Source organism: Streptomyces sp. BPTC-684 (genome assembly GCF_030028635.1).
GTDB classification, from domain to species: domain Bacteria; phylum Actinomycetota; class Actinomycetes; order Streptomycetales; family Streptomycetaceae; genus Streptomyces; species Streptomyces noboritoensis.
This window is the reverse complement of record NZ_CP124863.1, coordinates 5,356,502-5,374,344: the sequence shown is the minus strand read 5'-3', so window position 1 is coordinate 5,374,344 and position 17,843 is coordinate 5,356,502. Positions and strand designations below refer to the sequence as shown.

16 protein-coding genes are annotated in these 17,843 nt (G+C 71.1%); 3 read left to right on the top strand and 13 right to left on the bottom strand.

What is annotated here, in order from left to right; genetic code table 11:
- Positions 1–118: 118 nt before the first annotated feature.
- Positions 119–1,915 carry an ABC transporter permease/substrate binding protein gene (locus QIY60_RS23845; RefSeq protein ID WP_283144244.1) on the bottom strand — a complete coding sequence of 599 codons (1,797 nt, stop codon included), beginning with the start codon at positions 1,913–1,915 and terminating at the stop codon, positions 119–121.
- Positions 1,908–3,008, bottom strand: coding sequence for a betaine/proline/choline family ABC transporter ATP-binding protein (locus tag QIY60_RS23840; protein WP_283144243.1), 1,101 nt, complete (start codon positions 3,006–3,008; stop codon positions 1,908–1,910). The genes QIY60_RS23845 and QIY60_RS23840 overlap by 8 nt, the downstream gene beginning before the upstream one ends.
- A 241-nt stretch (positions 3,009–3,249) precedes the next feature.
- On the opposite strand from QIY60_RS23840, the gene QIY60_RS23835 reads away from it, so the two are divergent.
- Complete coding sequence (locus tag QIY60_RS23835; RefSeq protein ID WP_283146051.1) at positions 3,250–4,158, top strand: 5'-3' exonuclease; 909 nt, start codon at positions 3,250–3,252, stop codon at positions 4,156–4,158.
- Positions 4,159–4,302: 144 nt separating this feature from the next.
- Entirely contained in the window at positions 4,303–5,145 is an 843-nt protein-coding gene (locus tag QIY60_RS23830; protein ID WP_283144242.1) for a siderophore-interacting protein, read from the top strand.
- A gap of 298 nt (positions 5,146–5,443) precedes the next feature.
- Here QIY60_RS23830 and QIY60_RS23825 read toward each other — a convergent pair whose 3' ends face one another.
- From QIY60_RS23825 to QIY60_RS23775, 11 genes are all read right to left on the bottom strand, one after another.
- Entirely contained in the window at positions 5,444–8,278 is a 2,835-nt protein-coding gene (locus QIY60_RS23825; protein WP_283144241.1) for a DEAD/DEAH box helicase, read from the bottom strand.
- Positions 8,279–8,423: 145 nt separating this feature from the next.
- Positions 8,424–9,374 (bottom strand): twin-arginine translocase subunit TatC, encoded by a 951-nt coding sequence (gene tatC, locus QIY60_RS23820; protein ID WP_283144240.1) that lies wholly within the window; start codon positions 9,372–9,374, stop codon positions 8,424–8,426.
- Between the two features lie 62 nt (positions 9,375–9,436).
- Complete coding sequence (gene tatA / locus QIY60_RS23815) at positions 9,437–9,718, bottom strand: Sec-independent protein translocase subunit TatA (RefSeq protein WP_101387495.1); 282 nt, start codon at positions 9,716–9,718, stop codon at positions 9,437–9,439.
- Between the two features lie 210 nt (positions 9,719–9,928).
- Positions 9,929–10,126, bottom strand: coding sequence for a hypothetical protein (locus QIY60_RS23810; RefSeq protein WP_283144239.1), 198 nt, complete (start codon positions 10,124–10,126; stop codon positions 9,929–9,931).
- Between the two features lie 9 nt (positions 10,127–10,135).
- Positions 10,136–10,408 (bottom strand): hypothetical protein, encoded by a 273-nt coding sequence (locus QIY60_RS23805; RefSeq protein WP_067154877.1) that lies wholly within the window; start codon positions 10,406–10,408, stop codon positions 10,136–10,138.
- 6 nt (positions 10,409–10,414) lie between these two features.
- Complete coding sequence (locus QIY60_RS23800) at positions 10,415–11,401, bottom strand: WYL domain-containing protein (RefSeq protein WP_283144238.1); 987 nt, start codon at positions 11,399–11,401, stop codon at positions 10,415–10,417.
- 15 nt (positions 11,402–11,416) lie between these two features.
- The gene (locus QIY60_RS23795; RefSeq protein WP_283144237.1) at positions 11,417–12,367 is read right to left on the bottom strand and encodes a WYL domain-containing protein; all 951 of its coding nucleotides are present in this window, start codon (positions 12,365–12,367) and stop codon (positions 11,417–11,419) included.
- A gap of 137 nt (positions 12,368–12,504) precedes the next feature.
- Positions 12,505–12,876 carry an FKBP-type peptidyl-prolyl cis-trans isomerase gene (locus QIY60_RS23790; protein WP_283144236.1) on the bottom strand — a complete coding sequence of 124 codons (372 nt, stop codon included), beginning with the start codon at positions 12,874–12,876 and terminating at the stop codon, positions 12,505–12,507.
- Positions 12,877–12,933: 57 nt separating this feature from the next.
- On the bottom strand, positions 12,934–13,884 hold the full coding sequence (locus QIY60_RS23785; RefSeq protein WP_283144235.1) for an FKBP-type peptidyl-prolyl cis-trans isomerase: 951 nt from the start codon (positions 13,882–13,884) through the stop codon (positions 12,934–12,936).
- A gap of 126 nt (positions 13,885–14,010) precedes the next feature.
- Complete coding sequence (gene pafA, locus QIY60_RS23780) at positions 14,011–15,372, bottom strand: Pup--protein ligase (protein WP_101387501.1); 1,362 nt, start codon at positions 15,370–15,372, stop codon at positions 14,011–14,013.
- Between the two features lie 24 nt (positions 15,373–15,396).
- A complete protein-coding gene (locus QIY60_RS23775) occupies positions 15,397–16,641 on the bottom strand; it encodes an MFS transporter (protein ID WP_283144234.1) in 1,245 nt (414 codons plus the stop codon).
- 121 nt (positions 16,642–16,762) lie between these two features.
- On the opposite strand from QIY60_RS23775, the gene QIY60_RS23770 reads away from it, so the two are divergent.
- Positions 16,763–17,767: a LacI family DNA-binding transcriptional regulator gene (locus tag QIY60_RS23770; RefSeq protein WP_283144233.1), complete on the top strand. Its 1,005-nt coding sequence runs from the start codon at positions 16,763–16,765 to the stop codon at positions 17,765–17,767.
- The last annotated feature ends 76 nt before the right edge of the window (positions 17,768–17,843 follow it).

The following is a 17,843-nucleotide window of genomic DNA, read 5'->3' as shown; positions in this document are numbered from 1 at the left end:
AGAAGAGTGCCCGCACGGCGTGCTGGGCATTCCTGCACGGATGGGGCCCCGCCGGTGTCCGGCGGGGCCCCATCCGTGCGCGGGCGGCTGAAATCCATCGCCCGTTGTGCCTACCCGGCTACGCGCCGACGGGCGTCCACTTGTCCGCGAGGCCCGGGTTGTCGTCCAGCCAGGCGCGGACGGCCTGCTGCTCCTTGCCCTTGCCGGTCGACTGGATCTTCGCTTCGAGACCGGTGAGCTGCTGCTCGGTCATCTTGAAGTTCTTCAGCCAGGCGCCGACCTTCGGGTTGTCGCCCGAGAAGCCCTTGCGGGCCAGCGTGTGCACGCCGTCGCCCTTGCCCCAGGTGCCCTTGGGGTCGGTGAGCTTCTTCAGGTCGTACGTGCTGTACGCCCAGTGCGGCGACCAGAGCGTGACGACGACGGGCTCCTTCTTGGCGTACGCGCGCTTGAGCTCGGCGAGCATGGACGGCGTGGAGCCGTCGACGACCTTGTACTCGCCGTCCAGGCCGTACTCCTTGAGGACCTTGTCCTTGAGCAGGCCCATCATTCCGGCGCTCGGCTCGATGCCGATGATCCTGCCCTTGAACTGGCCGGACTTGCCCTTGAGGTCCTCCAGCGAGTCGATGCCCTTCATGTACGAGGGCACGCTCAGCTCCAGCGAGGTGGGGCCGTACCAGGAGCCCAGGTCCTCCAGCTTGTCGTGGTACTTCTGCCAGTACGTGGCGTGGGTGACCGGGAGCCAGGAGTCCGTCTCGAAGTCGATCTGGCCGCCCGCCATACCGGTGTAGAGCGCGCCCGCCTCGTACTGCTTGGTGTCGACCTTGTAGCCGCGCCGCTCCAGCAGTTCCTTCCAGAGGAAGGTGGAGGCGATGCCCTCGTCCCAGGGGATGTAGCCCAGGGAGACCTTCTTGCCCTTGCCGACGTTCTCGGCGCCGGAGGCGGTGGCCGTGGACGAGGAGCCGAACATGCCCATGCCGCCGGCCACGAGCGCGAGGACGACCACGCCGACGACCGCGACGGCGGGCTGCGGGCGGTGGTTCCAGAGCTTGGCGCCGGACGTCTTGGCCCGGGCGAGGGCACGGCGGCCGACCGGCGAGACCTGGCGGCCGAGGGCGCCGGTCATCCGGTCGAGGTACATGGCGAGGATGACGATGGAGACGCCCGCCTCGAAGCCCAGGCCGATGTCGACGTTGCCGATGGCCCGGTAGACCGCGCCGCCGAGCCCGCCGCCGCCGACCATGCCCGCGATGACGACCATGGACAGGCCCAGCATGATGACCTGGTTGACGCCCGCCATGATGGTGGGCAGCGCCAGCGGGAGCTGGACCCGGAGCAGCGTGTTGCGCGGGGTGGTGCCGAACGCTTCGGCCGCCTCGACGAGCTCGGGGTCGACCTGGCGGATGCCGAGCTCCGTCATGCGCACGCCCGGGGGCAGCGAGAAGACGATGGTGGCGATGATGCCGGGGACCACGCCGACGCCGAAGAAGATGATGCCGGGGATCAGATAGACCATGGCGGGCATGGTCTGCATGAAGTCGAGGACCGGGCGGCTGATCGCGCTCACGGCCTTGGACCGGGACGACCAGATGCCCAGCGGCACCGCGAGGACCAGCGTGACGACGGTCGCCACGAGGACCAGCGACAGCGTCGACATGGCCTCGTCCCACAGCTCGATCGAGTCGATCAGCGCGAACCCGCCGAAGGCGAGCACACCGGCGACCAGGCCGCGCAGCCACCAGGCGACGACGGCGAGGATGCCCGCGAAGAGCAGCGGGTGGGGCGCGGACAGGACGGCGTCGATGCCGTCGTACATGCCGTTGACGACCTTGGTGATGGCGTCGAACAGCCAGGAGAGGTGGTTCTGGAGGAAGGTGACGGCGCTGTCCACCCACTCGCCGAGAGGGAGCCTAGGCATTCGCCACCTCCTGCATCGAGCAGGCGACCGGGCCGCGCCGGTCGTCCCCGAGGAAGGCGATCAGCCGCTCCTGCGGTACGACGCCGAGCAGCGAGCCGTCGGTGTCCTTGACGGCCACGGGGTGCGGCACGCGCGCGGCGACGGCGCACAGGTCCGCGACGCTGGTGTCGGCGCTCACGCTCTCGCAGTCGCAGTCCCCTGCGTCGGGGCGGTGCGGTTCGGTCATCACGGACAGGGCGGTGAGCACGCGGGAGCGGTCGACGTCCTGGATGAACGAGGCGACGTAGTCGTTGGCGGGCGTCAGGAGGATGTCCTCGGCGCTGCCGAGCTGGACGATCCGCCCGTCGCGCATCACGGCGATGGAGTCGCCGAGCCGCATGGCCTCGTTGAGGTCGTGGGTGATGAACACGATGGTCTTCTTCAGGCGCTTCTGGAGTTCGAGGAGCTGGTCCTGCATGTCGCGCCGGATCAGCGGGTCGAGCGCGCTGAACGACTCGTCCATGAGGAGCAGGTCGGCGTCGGTGGCGAGCGCCCGGGCCAGGCCCACGCGCTGCTGCATGCCGCCGGAGAGCTCGTCCGGCCAGGAGTCGCCCCAGCCCGCGAGCCCGGTGAGCTCCAGGGCCTCGGCGGCGCGCTTCTCGCGCTCGGCGCGCGGCACGCCCTGGACCTCCAGGCCGTACGCGGCGTTCTCCAGGACGCTGCGGTGCGGGAAGAGCGCGAAGTGCTGGAACACCATGCTGATCTTGGTGGAGCGGACGGCGCGCAGCTCGCGCGGGCTCAGACCGGTCAGGTCCTGCCCGCCGTAGAGCACCCGTCCGGAGGTGGGCTCCAGGAGCCCGTTGAGCATCCGCAGCAGCGTGGACTTTCCGGACCCGGACAGACCCATGACGACGAAGATCTCGCCGGGCTCGACCGTGAACGACGCGTCGATCACCGCCGCGGTCGTCCCGTCGGCCCGCAGCTCGTCGCGGTCGGCGCCGCCTTCGAGCTTGCGCACCGCGTCGTCGGGTCGTCTGCCGAACACTTTGTAGAGCTGCTCGGCTTGCAGCGTGGACACATAAACCTCACGGATAGGACGGAGAACGGCCCGCATCCCCCGCGGGCGGGCCGTGGAGCGGCGCGGATTCGGTCCGTCGCCCTGTTGTATGCGGTGCCGTAGTCGTTGAAACCGATACGAGGGTCCGCTCCGGCGCCGCGCCTGCCCGGCTTCACCCGGAGCAAACGCGAAGGTGACCCAGTTCACTGCCACGCACAGTGACTCGGCGGGGGGTGGCTGTCGGTGCGCGGTGACTGTCAGTGGCGTGCGGCATCATCGGGGTGTGACGCGACGCCTGATGCTCCTCGACACCGCTTCCCTGTACTTCCGGGCCTATTTCGGGGTCCCCGACACGGTCCGGGCCCCGGACGGCACCCCGGTCAACGCCGTGCGCGGCCTGCTCGACTTCATCACCCGCCTGGTCCAGGACCACCACCCGGACGAGCTGGTCGCCTGCATGGACGCGGACTGGCGCCCGCACTGGCGCGTCGAGCTGATCCCGTCGTACAAGGCGCACCGGGTCGCGGTGGAGACGGCCGACGGCGTCCCGGACGAGGAGGAGGTCCCGGACACGCTGGCCCCGCAGGTCCCGGTGATCGAAGCGGTCCTGGACGCGCTGGGCATCGCCCGGGTCGGGGTCGCGGGGTACGAGGCGGACGACGTGATCGGCACCCTGGCCGCCGCGGCCCCCGGCCCGGTGGACATCGTCACGGGCGACCGCGACCTGTTCCAGCTGGTCGACGACGGGCGCGGCGTGCGCGTCCTCTACCCGCGCAAGGGCGTCGGCGACTGCGACGCGATCGACGAGGACCTGATCCGTACGAAGTACGGGGTACGGGCCGATCAGTACGCGGACTTCGCGGCCCTGCGCGGCGACGCCAGCGACGGCCTGCCGGGCGTGAAGGGCATCGGCGAGAAGACGGCCGCGCAGCTGATCACGGAGTACGGCGATCTGGCCGGCGTGCGCGCGGCGGCCGACGACCGCACCTCCCGCCTCACCCCCGCCAAGCGCCGGGGCATCGTGGAGGCCGCCGCGTATCTGGACGTGGCCCCGAAGGTGGTCCGGGTGGCCCTCGACGTGCCGCTGCCCGCGTTCGACCCGGCGCTCCCGGCCGAGGCGCTGCACCCGGAGACGGTGGACGAACTGGCGCAGCGGTGGGGTCTGGGAAGCTCGCTGACCCGGCTGCTCGCGACGCTGGGGCGGTAGAGCCTGTCCGGGGGTCCGGGGGTCCGGGGGCCGGTAAAGGGGTGAGCCCAGAGGGCCGGGATGCTAACTTAGGCAAACCTAAGAAGAGCAGACGGTTCAGCGCGCCGGGCAGACGGGTCCGGCACACATCAGGGGAGAAACGCTGTGGCAGAACGACCCGCCCGCAAGGGGGCACGGGCCCATGAGACGCGCGTGGTGCGCACGGAGTGGATCACTCCGCACATGGTCCGGCTGGTCCTGGGGGGCGCGGCGGCGAGCGGCTTCGCCGTCGGCGAGTACACCGACCACTATGTGAAGCTGCTCTTCCCGGCGCCCGGGGTGACCTACCCCGAGCCGTTCGACCTGGAGCGCGTGCGCACCGAGTTCCCGCGCGACCAGTGGCCGAGCAACCGGACGTACACGGTCCGGGCGTGGGACGCCGAGCGGGACGAGCTGACCATCGACTTCGTGGTCCACGGCGACGAGGGCCTGGCCGGACCGTGGGCCGCCCGCGCCCAGGTCGGCGACGTCATCCGGCTCTCCGGCCCCGGCGGCGGCTACGCCCCGGACCCGGCCGCCGACTGGCACCTCCTGGTGGGCGACGAGAGCGCCCTCCCGGCGATCGCCGCCGCGCTCGAGCGGATGCCCGAGGGCGCGGTGGTCCATGCCTTCGTGGAGGTCACGGGCCCGGAGGAGGAGCAGAAGGTCCTCGCTCCCGACGGGGTCGAGGTGACCTGGCTGCACCGCGGCGACGCCCCGGCGGGCGACCCGCTGATCGCGGCGGTACGGGAGCTGGCGTTCCCCGAGGGCGACGTCCACGCCTTCGTCCACGGCGAGGCGGCCTTCGTCAAGGAACTCCGCCGCCATCTGCGCCTGGACCGCGAGATCCCCCGCGACCGCCTCTCCATCTCCGGCTACTGGCGCCTCGGCCAGAGCGACGAGGCCTGGCGCGCGGTCAAGCGCGAGTGGAACGAGCAGGTGGAACGGGAGCAGGAGACGGCGGCGTAACGCGAAGGGGGCGCCTCCCGGCACCCTCTTCCGTGCTCCGCCGCCGACCCCCGTTTGTCTGCGGACCGTGCTGCGTTGCTCGCGCGGTTCCCCGCGCCCCCAGGTACTCAGGGGCGCGGGGAACCGCGCGACCTCCGCCACAACCTCCCTCAGCACGCCCCCGGGCTCCGCCCCAACCCCCTCAGGGGCGCGGGGAACTGCGCGACAAGCCCCCACCGGCCCGCAGACGAGACGAAGGGAGCGGGGCCCAGGGGCCGCAGGCCCCGGGAAGCCACGCCCGCCCCCGGGGAGGGAGACCTCAGCCCACAGAGCTGTACGCCACCACGCCCCGCAACAACGCATCCACCGCCTTACGGGCATTCTTGGCGACCGTGCTGCTGGCCGACGAGCCCGGGGCCGCCGCCGCGATCTGGCCGAGCACGTCGATGACCTGCTTGCACCAGCGGACGAAGTCGCCCGCGGGCATCTCCGCCTCGCGCAGCACCTCGTCCAGGCCCTGGCCGGACGCCCACTGGAAGGCCGCCCAGGCGAAGCCGAGGTCGGGCTCGCGCTGGCCGACGCCCTCCGCCTGGTTGATCTTGTGGTCCTCCTCCAGCGCGTCGAGCCGGCCCCAGATGCGGACCATCTCGCCGAGCGCCGCCTTGGCCGCGCCCGAGGGCAGTTTGGGCGCCACCGCGTCGTCGGCCTGGCGCGCCTCGTACACCAACGCCGAGACGCACGCGGCCAGTTCGGCCGGACTCAGGCCCTCCCAGACGCCCGCGCGCAGGCACTCGCTGGCCAGCAGGTCCAGCTCGCCGTAGAGCCGGGCGAGGCGGCGGCCGTGCTCGGTGACCTCGTCGTCGCGCAGATAGTCCAGCTCGGTCAGGAGCGCCACGATCCGGTCGAAGGTGCGGGCGATCGTGTTCGTCCGCCCCTCGATGCGGCGCTCCAGCTGCTGGGTGTCCCGCTTGAGCCGGTAGTACCGCTCGGCCCAGCGCGCGTGGTCCTCGCGCTCGTCGCAGCCGTGGCACGGGTGGGCGCGCAGCTCGGCGCGGAGCCGGGCGATCTCGCGGTCGTCGGCGGCCTCGGCGCGGCCCCTGCGGTGCCGATCGGGCACGATGTGGCCCGCCTTGGTGCGCAGCGCGGAGGCGAGGTCGCGACGGGACTGGGGCGAGCGCGCGTTGAAGGACTTGGGGATCCTCATCCGCTCGATCGCCTCGACCGGGACCGGGAAGTCGATCGCGGCGAGCCGCTTGACCTGCCGCTCGGCGGTCAGCACCAGCGGGCGCGGCCCGTCGTGCTGGTCGAAGCCGCGGTGGCCGTTGGAGCGCCCGGCCGGGATGCCCGGGTCGAGCACCAGCGCGAGCCCGGCGAACTTCCCGGTCGGCACGTGGATCACGTCGCCGGGCTTGAGCTTCTCCAGGGAGGCGGCCGCGGCGGCCCGCCGCTGGCTGGCGCCCTGCTTGGCGAGCTCCGTCTCGCGGTCCTTGAGGTCGCGGCGCAGTCGCGCGTACTCCTCGAAGTCCCCCAAGTGGCAGCTCATGCCCTCCTGGTAGCCCTCCAGGCCCTCCTCGTTGCGCTGCACCTGGCGGGAGATGCCGACGACGGACTTGTCCGCCTGGAACTGCGCGAAGGAGGTTTCCAGGAGCTCGCGCGAGCGGTGCCGGCCGAACTGCTCGACCAGGTTCACGGCCATGTTGTACGACGGCTTGAAGCTGGAGCGCAGCGGATACGTACGCGTACCCGCGAGGCCCGCCAGCGCGCCCGGGTCCATGCCGCGCTGCCAGAGCACCACGGCGTGGCCCTCGACGTCGATGCCGCGGCGCCCGGCGCGGCCGGTCAGCTGGGTGTACTCACCGGGGGTGATGTCGGCGTGCTGTTCGCCGTTCCACTTCACCAGCTTCTCCAGGATCACCGTCCTGGCGGGCATGTTGATGCCCAGGGCGAGCGTCTCGGTGGCGAAGACCGCCTTCACCAGGCCGCGGACGAACAGCTCCTCCACGACCTCCTTGAAGGTCGGCAGCATGCCCGCGTGGTGGGCCGCGATGCCCCGCTCCAGGCCCTCCAGCCACTCGTAGTACCCCAGGACGTGCAGGTCCTCGCCGGGGATGGAGGCGGTGCGCTCCTCGACGATCTCGCGCACCTTGTGGCGCGCCTCCTCGTCGTTGAGGCGCAGGCCCGCGTACATGCACTGCTGGACGGCGGCCTCGCAGCCGGCCCGGCTGAAGATGAACGTGATGGCGGGCAACAGGCCCTCGGCGTCGAGCCGTTCGATGACCTCGGGGCGACCCGGCGTCCAGATCCTGGAGCGCTGGCGGCGCTCGCGCTCGCGGTCGGCCTCGCGGACCATCTTGCCGCGTCTGCGGTCGCGCGGGTTGTACGTCTTCTGGTTCTCCATCCGGGCCATGCGCAGCAGGTCCGGGTTGACCTCGCGGCGGGCGCCGCCGCGGCCGCCGTGGTCGGTGGACTCCTCGAAGAGGTCGTACATCCGCCGTCCGGCCAGCACGTGCTGCCACAGCGGGACCGGGCGGTCCTCGGAGACGATCACTTCGGTGTCGCCGCGCACGGTGTCCAGCCAGTCGCCGAACTCCTCCGCGTTGGAGACGGTCGCCGACAGTGACACCAGCGTCACCGACTCGGGCAGGTGGATGATCACCTCTTCCCAGACGGCGCCCCGGAAGCGGTCGGAGAGGTAGTGCACCTCGTCCATGACCACGTAACCGAGGCCGAGGAGCGACTGGGAGCCCGCGTAGAGCATGTTGCGGAGCACCTCGGTGGTCATCACGACCACCGGCGCCTCGGAGTTGACGCTGTTGTCACCGGTGAGCAGGCCGACCTTGTCCGCGCCGTAGCGTCTGACCAGGTCGGCGTACTTCTGGTTGGAGAGCGCCTTGATCGGCGTGGTGTAGAAGCACTTGCGGCCCTGTTCGAGGGCCAGGTGCACGGCGAACTCGCCGACGATCGTCTTGCCGGAGCCGGTCGGGGCGGCCACGAGCACACCCTTGCCGGCTTCGAGTGCCTGGCACGCCTCGATCTGGAAGGGGTCCAGAGCGAAGTCGTACAGGTCGCGGAAGGGTGCGAGCGCGGTGGCCTGCTCGGCGGCGCGGAGCCGGGCAGCTGCGTACGCTTCGGCTGGTGAGAGGTCCTCTGTCATCTTGTCTTCGAGCCTACCCGCCGCCTCTGACAGAGGTCGCGATCTTTATCGGGACGTGGGGCCGGGGACGGAGCGCGGGGCGGCTGGGAACGCGGAAGCGGCCGGGTGCGCGCCGTGCGCGCCCCGGCCGCTTCACGGCGTGGGATCAGGTGACGTCGTCGTAGCCGTTGACCCGGGAGCGGCCGCCGTCGGCCTGCTCGGGCAGGGACGGGGTGGTGACCGGCTCGATCTCGCCGATGTCCGCGGGCGTGAGATCCAGGTCGGAGGCCTCGTCGTCGGCGGGCTTGGCTTCCTCGCGCTGGCGGCGGCGCTTGTCGTTGAGCATGGCGACGCTGACGGCGATGAAGTAGAGCAGCACGATCGGGGTCGCGAGCGACAGCATCGACACCGGGTCGACGGTCGGCGTCGCGAAGGCCGCGAAGACCGTGACACCCATGATCATGCCGCGCCACCAGCCGAGCATCCGGCGACCGGTGACCACTCCGCCGAAGTTGAGCATGATCAGGAAGAGCGGCAGCTCGAAGGAGAGACCGAAGACGACGATCATCCGCAGCACGAGGTCGATGAGCTCGTTCAGCGGGAGCAGGTTCAGTGCGCCGTCGGGGGTGAACTCCAGGAGCACCTTCGCCGCGGCGGGCAGCACGTGGTACGAGAACCAGCCGCCGGCGACGAAGAGCGGGAAGCCCGCCGCGACGAAGCCCAGGGAGTACTTCTTCTCGTTCTTGTGCAGGCCGGGGGCGACGAACGCCCAGAGCTGGTAGAGCCAGACCGGGCTGGCCCCCACGACGCCCGCCACCAGGGACGTCTTGATCATCAAGGTGAACGGCGACATGAGGCCGGACATCGTGACTTGGCCGCAGTGGTCCTTGCCGTCCTTCTGGGACAGCGAGTCGAAGGCTTCCTTGCAGCCGACCGACTCCCTGATCGGCTTGATGATCAGGTCGACGATGTCCTTGTAGTAGAACGCCGCCACCACGGCGCAGACAAGGATCGCGATGACCGCCTTGGCGAGCCGGTTGCGCAGCTCACGGAGATGGTCCGAGAGGGGCATCCGCCCCTCCGGGTCCTTCTGCTGATTGCGGGCAGACTTCAGCAACCCACGTCCTCATCTCGTGCGGCAGGGCGCCTTGGTGATCAGCGCCTGCTTCGGCCCAGGTGTCAGCGGGTGGAGTCGGTCGGCTCGGTGACGGGACGCGAGCTGCTGACGTCGCCGGGGGCCGACTGGATGGTGCGCTGCGCCGGCGGCTGCTCGCCCGGGTGCGGCGGGTCGGCGGGGGCGGTCTGCTGGCCCTCGGCCTTCATCGCCTTCGCCTCGCTCTTGAGGATCCGCGCGGACTTGCCGAGCGAGCGCGCCATGTCCGGAAGCTTCTTCGCGCCGAACAGCAGGACGATGACGACGAGGATGAGAATGATCTCGGGGGCGCCGAGCCTTCCGAACATAAGCTTTTACCTTCTCACCGAGGCGACGTGGGTGGGGCTGCGTGGTCCCGGCCGGACTGGTGTCCGACCGGTTGCGTGCAGCGATCGTAACGCGCAGGGGTGAACACCGGGCAATCCCCGTGCGTACTCCCCGGCACGGCCCACCGCCTCGCTTCGTGGTCCGCGCTCTGAAGCGTACCTAAAGGGACGGACACACAGGAGTCCCCGCCGTCACCGCAAGGCGTCCCCGGTGGCCGAGAGTTCGACGGCGGCCCGTTCGAGCTCCTCGGCGGCGTTGTTGATCTTCCTTGTGGTGTCGGCCACTTGGCGGCCGAGCCGCTGCGCCTCGACGAACACCTTGATCGCGAGGACACCGAGGACGGAGATTCCGAGGAATCCGAGGGCGATGGCGGTCATCGGCCAGAACATGAGCGGACCCTAGACGCTGGAGTGGAGGCGGAGGGTGCGGACCCCTCCGCCGGTGAGGAGTTCGACGATGCGCTCACCGGCCGGCTTGCGCACGGCGGAGCCGCACTCGGGGCAGGTGAAGGAGTAGAAGGTGGTACGGCGGCTGGCGCCGATGGCGAGGCGCAGCGCCCCCGCGGCCAGTTCGAAGCGGGCGCGGCAGTCGGGGCAGGCGGCCTTGAAGAGCACCGACTGGACCGCGGCCACCTGGCGAGAAATACCGGGCATCACCGACATATTCCGCATATCTCCTCAGCTCTGTCCGTCGTGCGCGCTCTGCTCTTCGTACGCCGCGAGCGCCGCAAGGGCCGCGCTGCGGGCACTTTCGGCCAGCTCGTCGGGGGCCACGATCCGGCCGTCGCGGCCGAGGCGCAGCGCGAGGCGGCGCAGCGAGGTCGGGTCCGGAGTGCGCAGGGTGATCCGCAGGCCCCCGTCCGCCAGCTCCTCGGCGCTGTCGTGCGGGTAGTACTCGGCGACCCAGCGCCCGCCCGGCCCCACCTCGACGATCACCTCCGGGTCCTCGGCGGCGGGCTGCACCAGTCCCTCCGAGAGGTCCCGCAGCTCCAGCTCCGGCGGCGCGGCCGGCTCGTCGAGCAGCCGGATTTCGGCCACCCGGTCGAGGCGGAAGGTGCGCCGCGCCTCCGAGAGGCGGCACCACGCCTCCATATAGGTGTGGCCGACGGCGAAGAGCCGGATCGGGTCGACCTCGCGCTCGGTGAGCTCGTCGCGCGCGGGCGAGTAGTAGCGCACCCACAGCCGCCGCCGCTCCGAGATCGCCCGGTCGACGTCCGCGAAGACCCCGCCCTCCGACTCGAAGGTCACCGAGAGCCGGGAGCTGGCGCCCGCCGCCTCCCCGGCCGCCGCCTCCAGCTTGGCGGTGGCGCGCAGCAGCGCCTGGCGGTCGCCCTCGCGCAGACCCGGCAGCGTCGCCACCGCGCGGGCCGCGACCAGGAGCGCGGTCGCCTCGTCGGCGGCGATCCGCAGCGGCTCGGCCGCCTCGGCGCCCAGGGCGCCGGGATTGCGCCACCAGATGCGATCGCCGTCGGTGTCGATGTCGAGCAGGTCGCCGCCGCGGAAGCTGGTCCCGCACATGGGCAGTACGTCGAGGTCCGAGATCAGCTCGTCCTCGGTGATCCCGAAGGCGCGGGCGACGTCGGCGACGTGCGCCCCGGGCCGCTCGCGCAGATAGGTGACGAGGGAGAGCATCCGCCGCGTCTGGTCGATGGCATTGGCAGCCATGGTCGTCCGGTCCCCTCAGCCCTTGGCCACGGCGCGCAGCCGGTCCACCACGTCGGCCCGCAGGTCCGCGGGCTCCAGCACGACCACGTCGGGGCCGAACTCCACGAGCCAGGCGTCGAGCCCGTGCCCGTACGGAATCTCCAACTCGTCCCACCCGTCGCCGAGTTCCCGCGTCGAGGTGGCCCGCGAGCGCAGCGGATAGCCGGACCCGGCGCGCAGCCTGATCCGCGCGGAGCGGGTGGCGGTCTCCCCCGCCCAGCTCTCCACGGTCGCGCGCACGGTGACCACGTCGGGCACCGGCGCGGTGAAGGCCCCGGCCCGCGAGCGCACCTTGCCGGTGATCCGGGAGAGCCGGAAGACCCGCTCGGCGCCCCGGTCGCGGTCCCAGCCCGCCAGGTACCAGTGGCCGCGCCAGCACTCCAGGGTCCACGGCTCGACGTGTCGGGTGCCGGGGCGGGCGGCGGTGGCCTTGCGGTACTCGAAGACGACCGGGCGGCGGTCGCGGCACGCCAGCATCAATGGCTCGAAAGCGGCCTCGTGCACCGGGATGCGTGGCTCGATCGCGCTGTGCTCATACGGATTGTCTGCTTCCGGCATTCCGGCGGCGCGCAGCTTCTGCAGTGCGCCGCTGGCCGCGCCCGCGAGCCGGGCCTGCTGCCAGACCCGGGCGGCGAGCCCCAGGGCCGCGGCCTCCTCGGCGTCCAGCTGGACCGGCGGCAGCCGGTTGGAGTCACGGCGGGCCAGATAGCCCGTCTCGCCGTCCAGGTTCTCCACCGTCTCGATGACCAGGCCGAGTTCGCGCAGATCGTCCTTGTCGCGCTCGAACATCCGGTTGAAGGCGTCGTCGGATCCCGCCTCCAGATAGGCCTCGATGGAACCCCGCAGCTCGCGCTTGCTGAGCGGACGGCGCGTCCCCAGCAGACACAGCGCCAGGTTCATCAGCCGCTCGGCCTTGGCAATCGCCATCGACGCCCTTCGCCTCTCCTCGTCATGGGGGAGCGGCTCCGCTGCTCCCGACCGTTGACCGTACCGCCCCCGGGTCTCGCGGCAAAAGCCGAGGGCCCGTGCCAGGCGGCACGGGCCCTCGGTGTGATCGGGTGTGATCAGACAGCGACCAGGTCGCAGACGAAGATAAGCGTCTCACCCGGCGCGATCCGGCCACCGGCGCCACGGTCGCCGTAGGCGAGGTGCGCGGGGATGACCAGCTGGCGGCGGCCGCCGACCTTCATGCCCTGGATGCCCTTGTCCCAGCCCTGGATGACCTGACCGGCACCGAGCTGGAACTCCAGCGGGTTGCCGCGGTTCCAGGACGCGTCGAACTCCTCGCCGGTGGAGAAGGCCACGCCCACGTAGTGGACCTTCACGTAGTCGCCGGCCTTGGCGACGGCGCCGTCGCCCTCCCAGATCTCCTTGATCTCAAGGTCCGCCGGCGGGTTGCCACCGGGGAAGTCGATCTCGGGCTTCTCGATGCTCACTGAACTGCTCCTCTTGAATACGTGCAGGGCAACCCGGACAGTCTTACATCTTCACCGTCACATCTTGGCCAGGATGTCGATCGAGAAGACCATGGTCGAGTTGGCCGGGATGCCCGACTGCTCCTTGTCGCCCAGGCCCTGGTCCGGCGGGACGACGACCAGGACGCGGCTGCCGACCTTCTTGCCGATCAGACCGGCCTTGAGGCCCTTGAGGGTCAGGTTCGGCAGCGCGAAGGTCTGCGTCTTGCCCTGGTCGTAGGTGCTGTCGAACTTCTTGCTGTCCTTCCACAGGAAGCCCTCGTACGCCAGGACCACGCTGTCGGTGTCCTTCACCACGTCGCCGTCGCCCTCCAGCACGTAGTCGGAGACCAGCTTCTTGGGGGCGTCGGTCTTGGGGATGGTCAGCGTCGGCGCCTTGCCGTCGGTGTTGGTGCCCACCTTCGGCAGGTCCTTGTCGTCCTGCGCGACCTCCTTGCCCTTGGCGGAGGCCGGGATGGTGGTCGCCTTCACGATGTCCACGACGAAGACCAGCGTGGCGTTGGGCTTGATGTCGCCCTGGCCCTGCGCGCCGTACCCCAGCTCCGGCGGGATGCCCAGCTCGACGCGGCTGCCGACCTTCTGGCCCTCCAGGCCCTGGTCCCAGCCCTTGATGACCTGACCGGCCCCGAGGGTCAGGGTGAACGGCTCCTTGCGGTCGAAGCTGTTGTCGAACGGCTTGTCCGAGTCCCAGGCCTGGCCGAGGTAGTTCACGGACACGGCGTCGTTCTTCTTGAGCGCCGCGCCCTTGCCCTCGCTGATGACGTTCACCTTGAGGGCCTTGGGCGGATTGCCCTCGCCCTTGGCGAGGGTCGGCTTCTCCCCGAACTTGGCGCCCGCGGTGATGGCGGGCAGGCCGTTCTTCATCGAGGCGGAGTCGGAGGTGGAGTCGGAGCCCTTGTCGTCGCTTCCGCAGGCGGCTGTGGCGATCAGCAGCAGCGGGACGGCGAGCAGGCCGGCAAGTCGGCGCACGTGTTCCTCAGATCTCAGACGGCACGGTAGTTTGCCCGCCACTCTAAGGCGTACGACGGGCCCCGTACGAGGAACGTACGGGGCCCGTGTCCAGGTCGCCGGTCACAACCGGTCACCCATCGGCGATCACATACCGGCGATCAATTTCTCCACCCGGTCGTCCACGGAACGGAACGGGTCCTTGCACAGCACGGTGCGCTGCGCCTGGTCGTTGAGCTTGAGGTGCACCCAGTCGACGGTGAAGTCCCGCCGCTGCTCCTGGGCGCGGCGGATGAAATCGCCGCGCAGCCGCGCCCGAGTGGTCTGCGGGGGCACCGACTTGCCCTCGAAGATCTTCAGGTCGTTGCAGATCCGGGCCGCCTGGCCCTTGCGCTCCAGCAGGTAGTACAGCCCCCGCTGGCGGTGGATGTCGTGGTACGCCAGGTCTATCTGGGCGACCCGGGGGTGCGACATGGTCATGTTGTTCTTCGCCCGGTACCGCTCGATCAGCTGGTACTTCATGACCCAGTCGATCTCGGTGCCGATCCGGTCCAGGTCCTCGGCCTCGATCGCGTCCAGCGTGCGGCCCCACAGCTCCAGGACCTGGTCGACGGTGCCGGTGCGGATGCCCCGGCGCTCCACGAAGTCCACGGCCTTCTCGTAGTACTCCCGCTGGACCTCCAGGGCGGAGGCCTCGCGGCCGCTGGCCAGGCGCACCTTGCGCTGGCCGGTGATGTCGTGCGAGACCTCGCGGATGGCCCGGATCGGGTTCTCCAGGGTCAGGTCGCGCATCACCGTGCCCGCCTCGATCATGCGCAGCACCAGGTCGGTGGCGCCGACCTTGAGCAGCATGGTCGTCTCGGACATGTTGGAGTCGCCGACGATCACGTGCAGGCGCCGGTAGCGCTCGGCGTCCGCGTGCGGCTCGTCCCTGGTGTTGATGATCGGGCGCGAGCGGGTCGTCGCGGAGCTGACGCCCTCCCAGATGTGCTCGGCGCGCTGGCTGACGCAGTAGACCGCGCCGCGCGGGGTCTGGAGGACCTTGCCCGCCCCGCACAGGAGCTGACGGGTGACCAGGAACGGGATGAGGATGTCCGCAAGGCGGGAGAACTCGCCGTGCCGGGCGACGAGATAGTTCTCGTGGCACCCGTAGGAGTTTCCCGCGGAATCGGTGTTGTTCTTGAAGAGATAGACGTCGCCCGCGATTCCCTCCTCGTGCAGGCGGCGTTCGGCGTCGACGAGCAGGCCTTCGAGAATGCGCTCGCCGGCCTTGTCGTGGGTGACCAGTTCGGTCACGTTGTCGCATTCGGGAGTTGCGTATTCCGGATGCGAACCCACGTCGAGGTAGAGGCGGGCGCCGTTCCGCAGGAAGACATTGCTGCTGCGGCCCCATGACACAACACGGCGGAAGAGGTAGCGCGCCACTTCGTCAGGTGACAGTCGGCGCTGTCCCCTGAACGTGCACGTGACGCCGTACTCGTTCTCCAGCCCGAAAATGCGGCGGTCCATGACTGAACATTACGCCCGATGCCCTCAGCTGAAACCGGGTTCGACAGCACGGGTTGGATCATTTTGGTCAACTCCCATGACACTTTCCGTACGCCCGGGAGCTGCGAGGACCCGTCGGGTGGCGAGCAGCACCAGGAGCGCGGCCGCCCCGCCGCCGCCCGCGACGGCGAAGCTCGCCGCGCTGCCGCCGAGTTCGACGGCGGGCCCGGCGACGGCCGTGCCGAGCGCGGTGCCGACCCCGAACGCGGTCACCAGCCAGGAGAACGCCTCGGTCACGGTGCCGCGCGGGGCGTGCCGGTCGACCACGATGAACGCGCAGGCGATGCACGGCGCGAGGAAGAGCCCGGAGACCACGGCGAGCCCCACCATGGGCACGACACCGGGGACGAGCATCAGCGGCAGATAGCCGACCGCGAGCAGCGCGACGAGCGAAACCAGCCGTTTTTCGGGAGTTCCGGCCCACTGGCGCGCCCCGTACACCAGACCGCCGAGCAGCGCCCCGAGGCCGTTGGCGGCCATCAGCCAGCCGTAGACCGCGTCCCGGCCGTGGTCGTCGGCGTAGGCCGACGCCGCCACTATGATCGCGCCCAGCGCGAGGCCGACGAAGAAGAAGGCGCCAAGGAGCGCGAGCAGGCCCGTGGAGCGCAGTGCGCCCAGCCAGTGCGCCTCGCGCGGGGCGGAGCGCCAGGCGCGCGAGGGCTCCGAGAGGACCACGGAGAGCGCGCCGAGCACCCCGAGCGCGTTGATCGCGACCAGGGCGGTGGCGGGCGACCACAGGGCGATGCCGAGGGTGACCAGGAGCGGGCCGACCGTGAACATCACCTCCTGGGCTATCGCGTCCATCGCGTACGCCGTGTGCACCTGGTCCTGGCGGGTCAGGACGCTGGGCCACAGCGCCCGCAGCCCGCCCTCCAGCGGCGGCGTGCAGAACCCGGCGACCACCATCGCCGCGTACGCCACCGCGACCGGCTCGATGCCGCTGAACGCGAGGACGGCCATGCCCAGCGCGCTGGCCACCGAAGCCGGGAGCATCACCCGGGGCTGCCCGTACAGGTCCACGGCGCGGCCGAGGAGCGGCTGACCGGCCGCGGTGGCCAGGCCGTACACCGCGGTGAGCGCGCCCGCCAGCGAGTAGCTGCCGCCCTCCGCGCGGACGAACAGGACCACGGCGATGGCCGCGGTGGCGTTCGGCAGCCGCCCGGTCAGCGTGCCCACCAGCAGTCGCGCGGCGTGCCGCGTCCGGAGGATCTCCAGATATCCCGCCGCCATGTCGCCCCTCGGTCGCGTTAGTTTTACGTATAACGTTCGACGTCATACGTACCATGTCGACAACCCCCGGGTCCACCCCGGAGCAAGGGCAGCCAACCGCCACACCCCGCCGGAGGACCCCGTGAAGACCCAGCCGACCAGCCGGGACGTCGCCCGCGCGGCCGGGGTCTCCCAGGCCACGGTCTCCCTCGTGCTCGGCGACAAGTGGCGCGGCCGCGTCTCCGAGAAGACCGCCGCCCTGGTCCGCGACGCCGCCCGCGAGCTCGGCTACCGGCCCAACCTCGCCGCCCGCAGCCTCCGCCTGGGCCGCACCCGCACCGCCCTGCTGGTCGTCCCCGCCCTCACCAACGAGTTCTTCGCCCGCGTCTACACCGGCGCCGCCCGCGTAGCCGCCGAACACGGCTTCGGTGTGGTCCTCTACCCCTCCCCCGACGGCGTCGGCCCCGCCCGCGACCCCTTCGACTCGGCCAGCGCCGCCCTCGACGGCGTCATCGCCTCCTCCATGGCCGCCGACGCCCTCGCCGGGATCCGGGGCACCGACCTGCCCCTCGTGATGCTCGACAGCGACCCCGCCGAGGCCGGCCCCGCCGCCCGCGTCAACCTCGACATCGCCGACGGCATACGGCAGGTGACGGACCATCTGCTCGGCCTCGGCCACCGCAGATTCGCCCACCTCGCCTCGGCCGTGGACTCCTGGACCTTCCACGTGCGCGGCCGCGCCCTGGAGGAGGCACTGCGCCGGGCACCCGGCGCCGAGGTCCTGACCGTGCCCTCCGCGCTCACCGTCGACGCCGCCCGCCGGGCCGCCGAGCACGCCCTCACCCGCCCCGGCCCCCGTCCCACCGCGCTCGTCTGCGACGACGACATCCTGGCGGCGGGAGCCTGCAAGGCCGCCCGGCGGCTCGGACTGCGCATCCCCGACGACGTCTCGGTGGCCGGGTTCGACGACCTCGCCCTCGCCACCGCCCTCGAACCCGAACTCACCACCGTCCAGCTGCCCGCCGAGCAGGTGGGCGAGCGCGGTATGGCCGCACTGCTCGCCGTCCTGGACGGCCGCGAGCCCGAGGCGGGCGACCTGCCCGTCGCCCTGGTCGTCCGCGGCTCCACGGCCCCGCCCGCGGTCTGACCCGGTCCGGAAGCGGAAAGGCCCGTGCCCCGCCGTGAGGAACGGCGGGGCACGGGCCTGTACGTCGAGCGGGCCG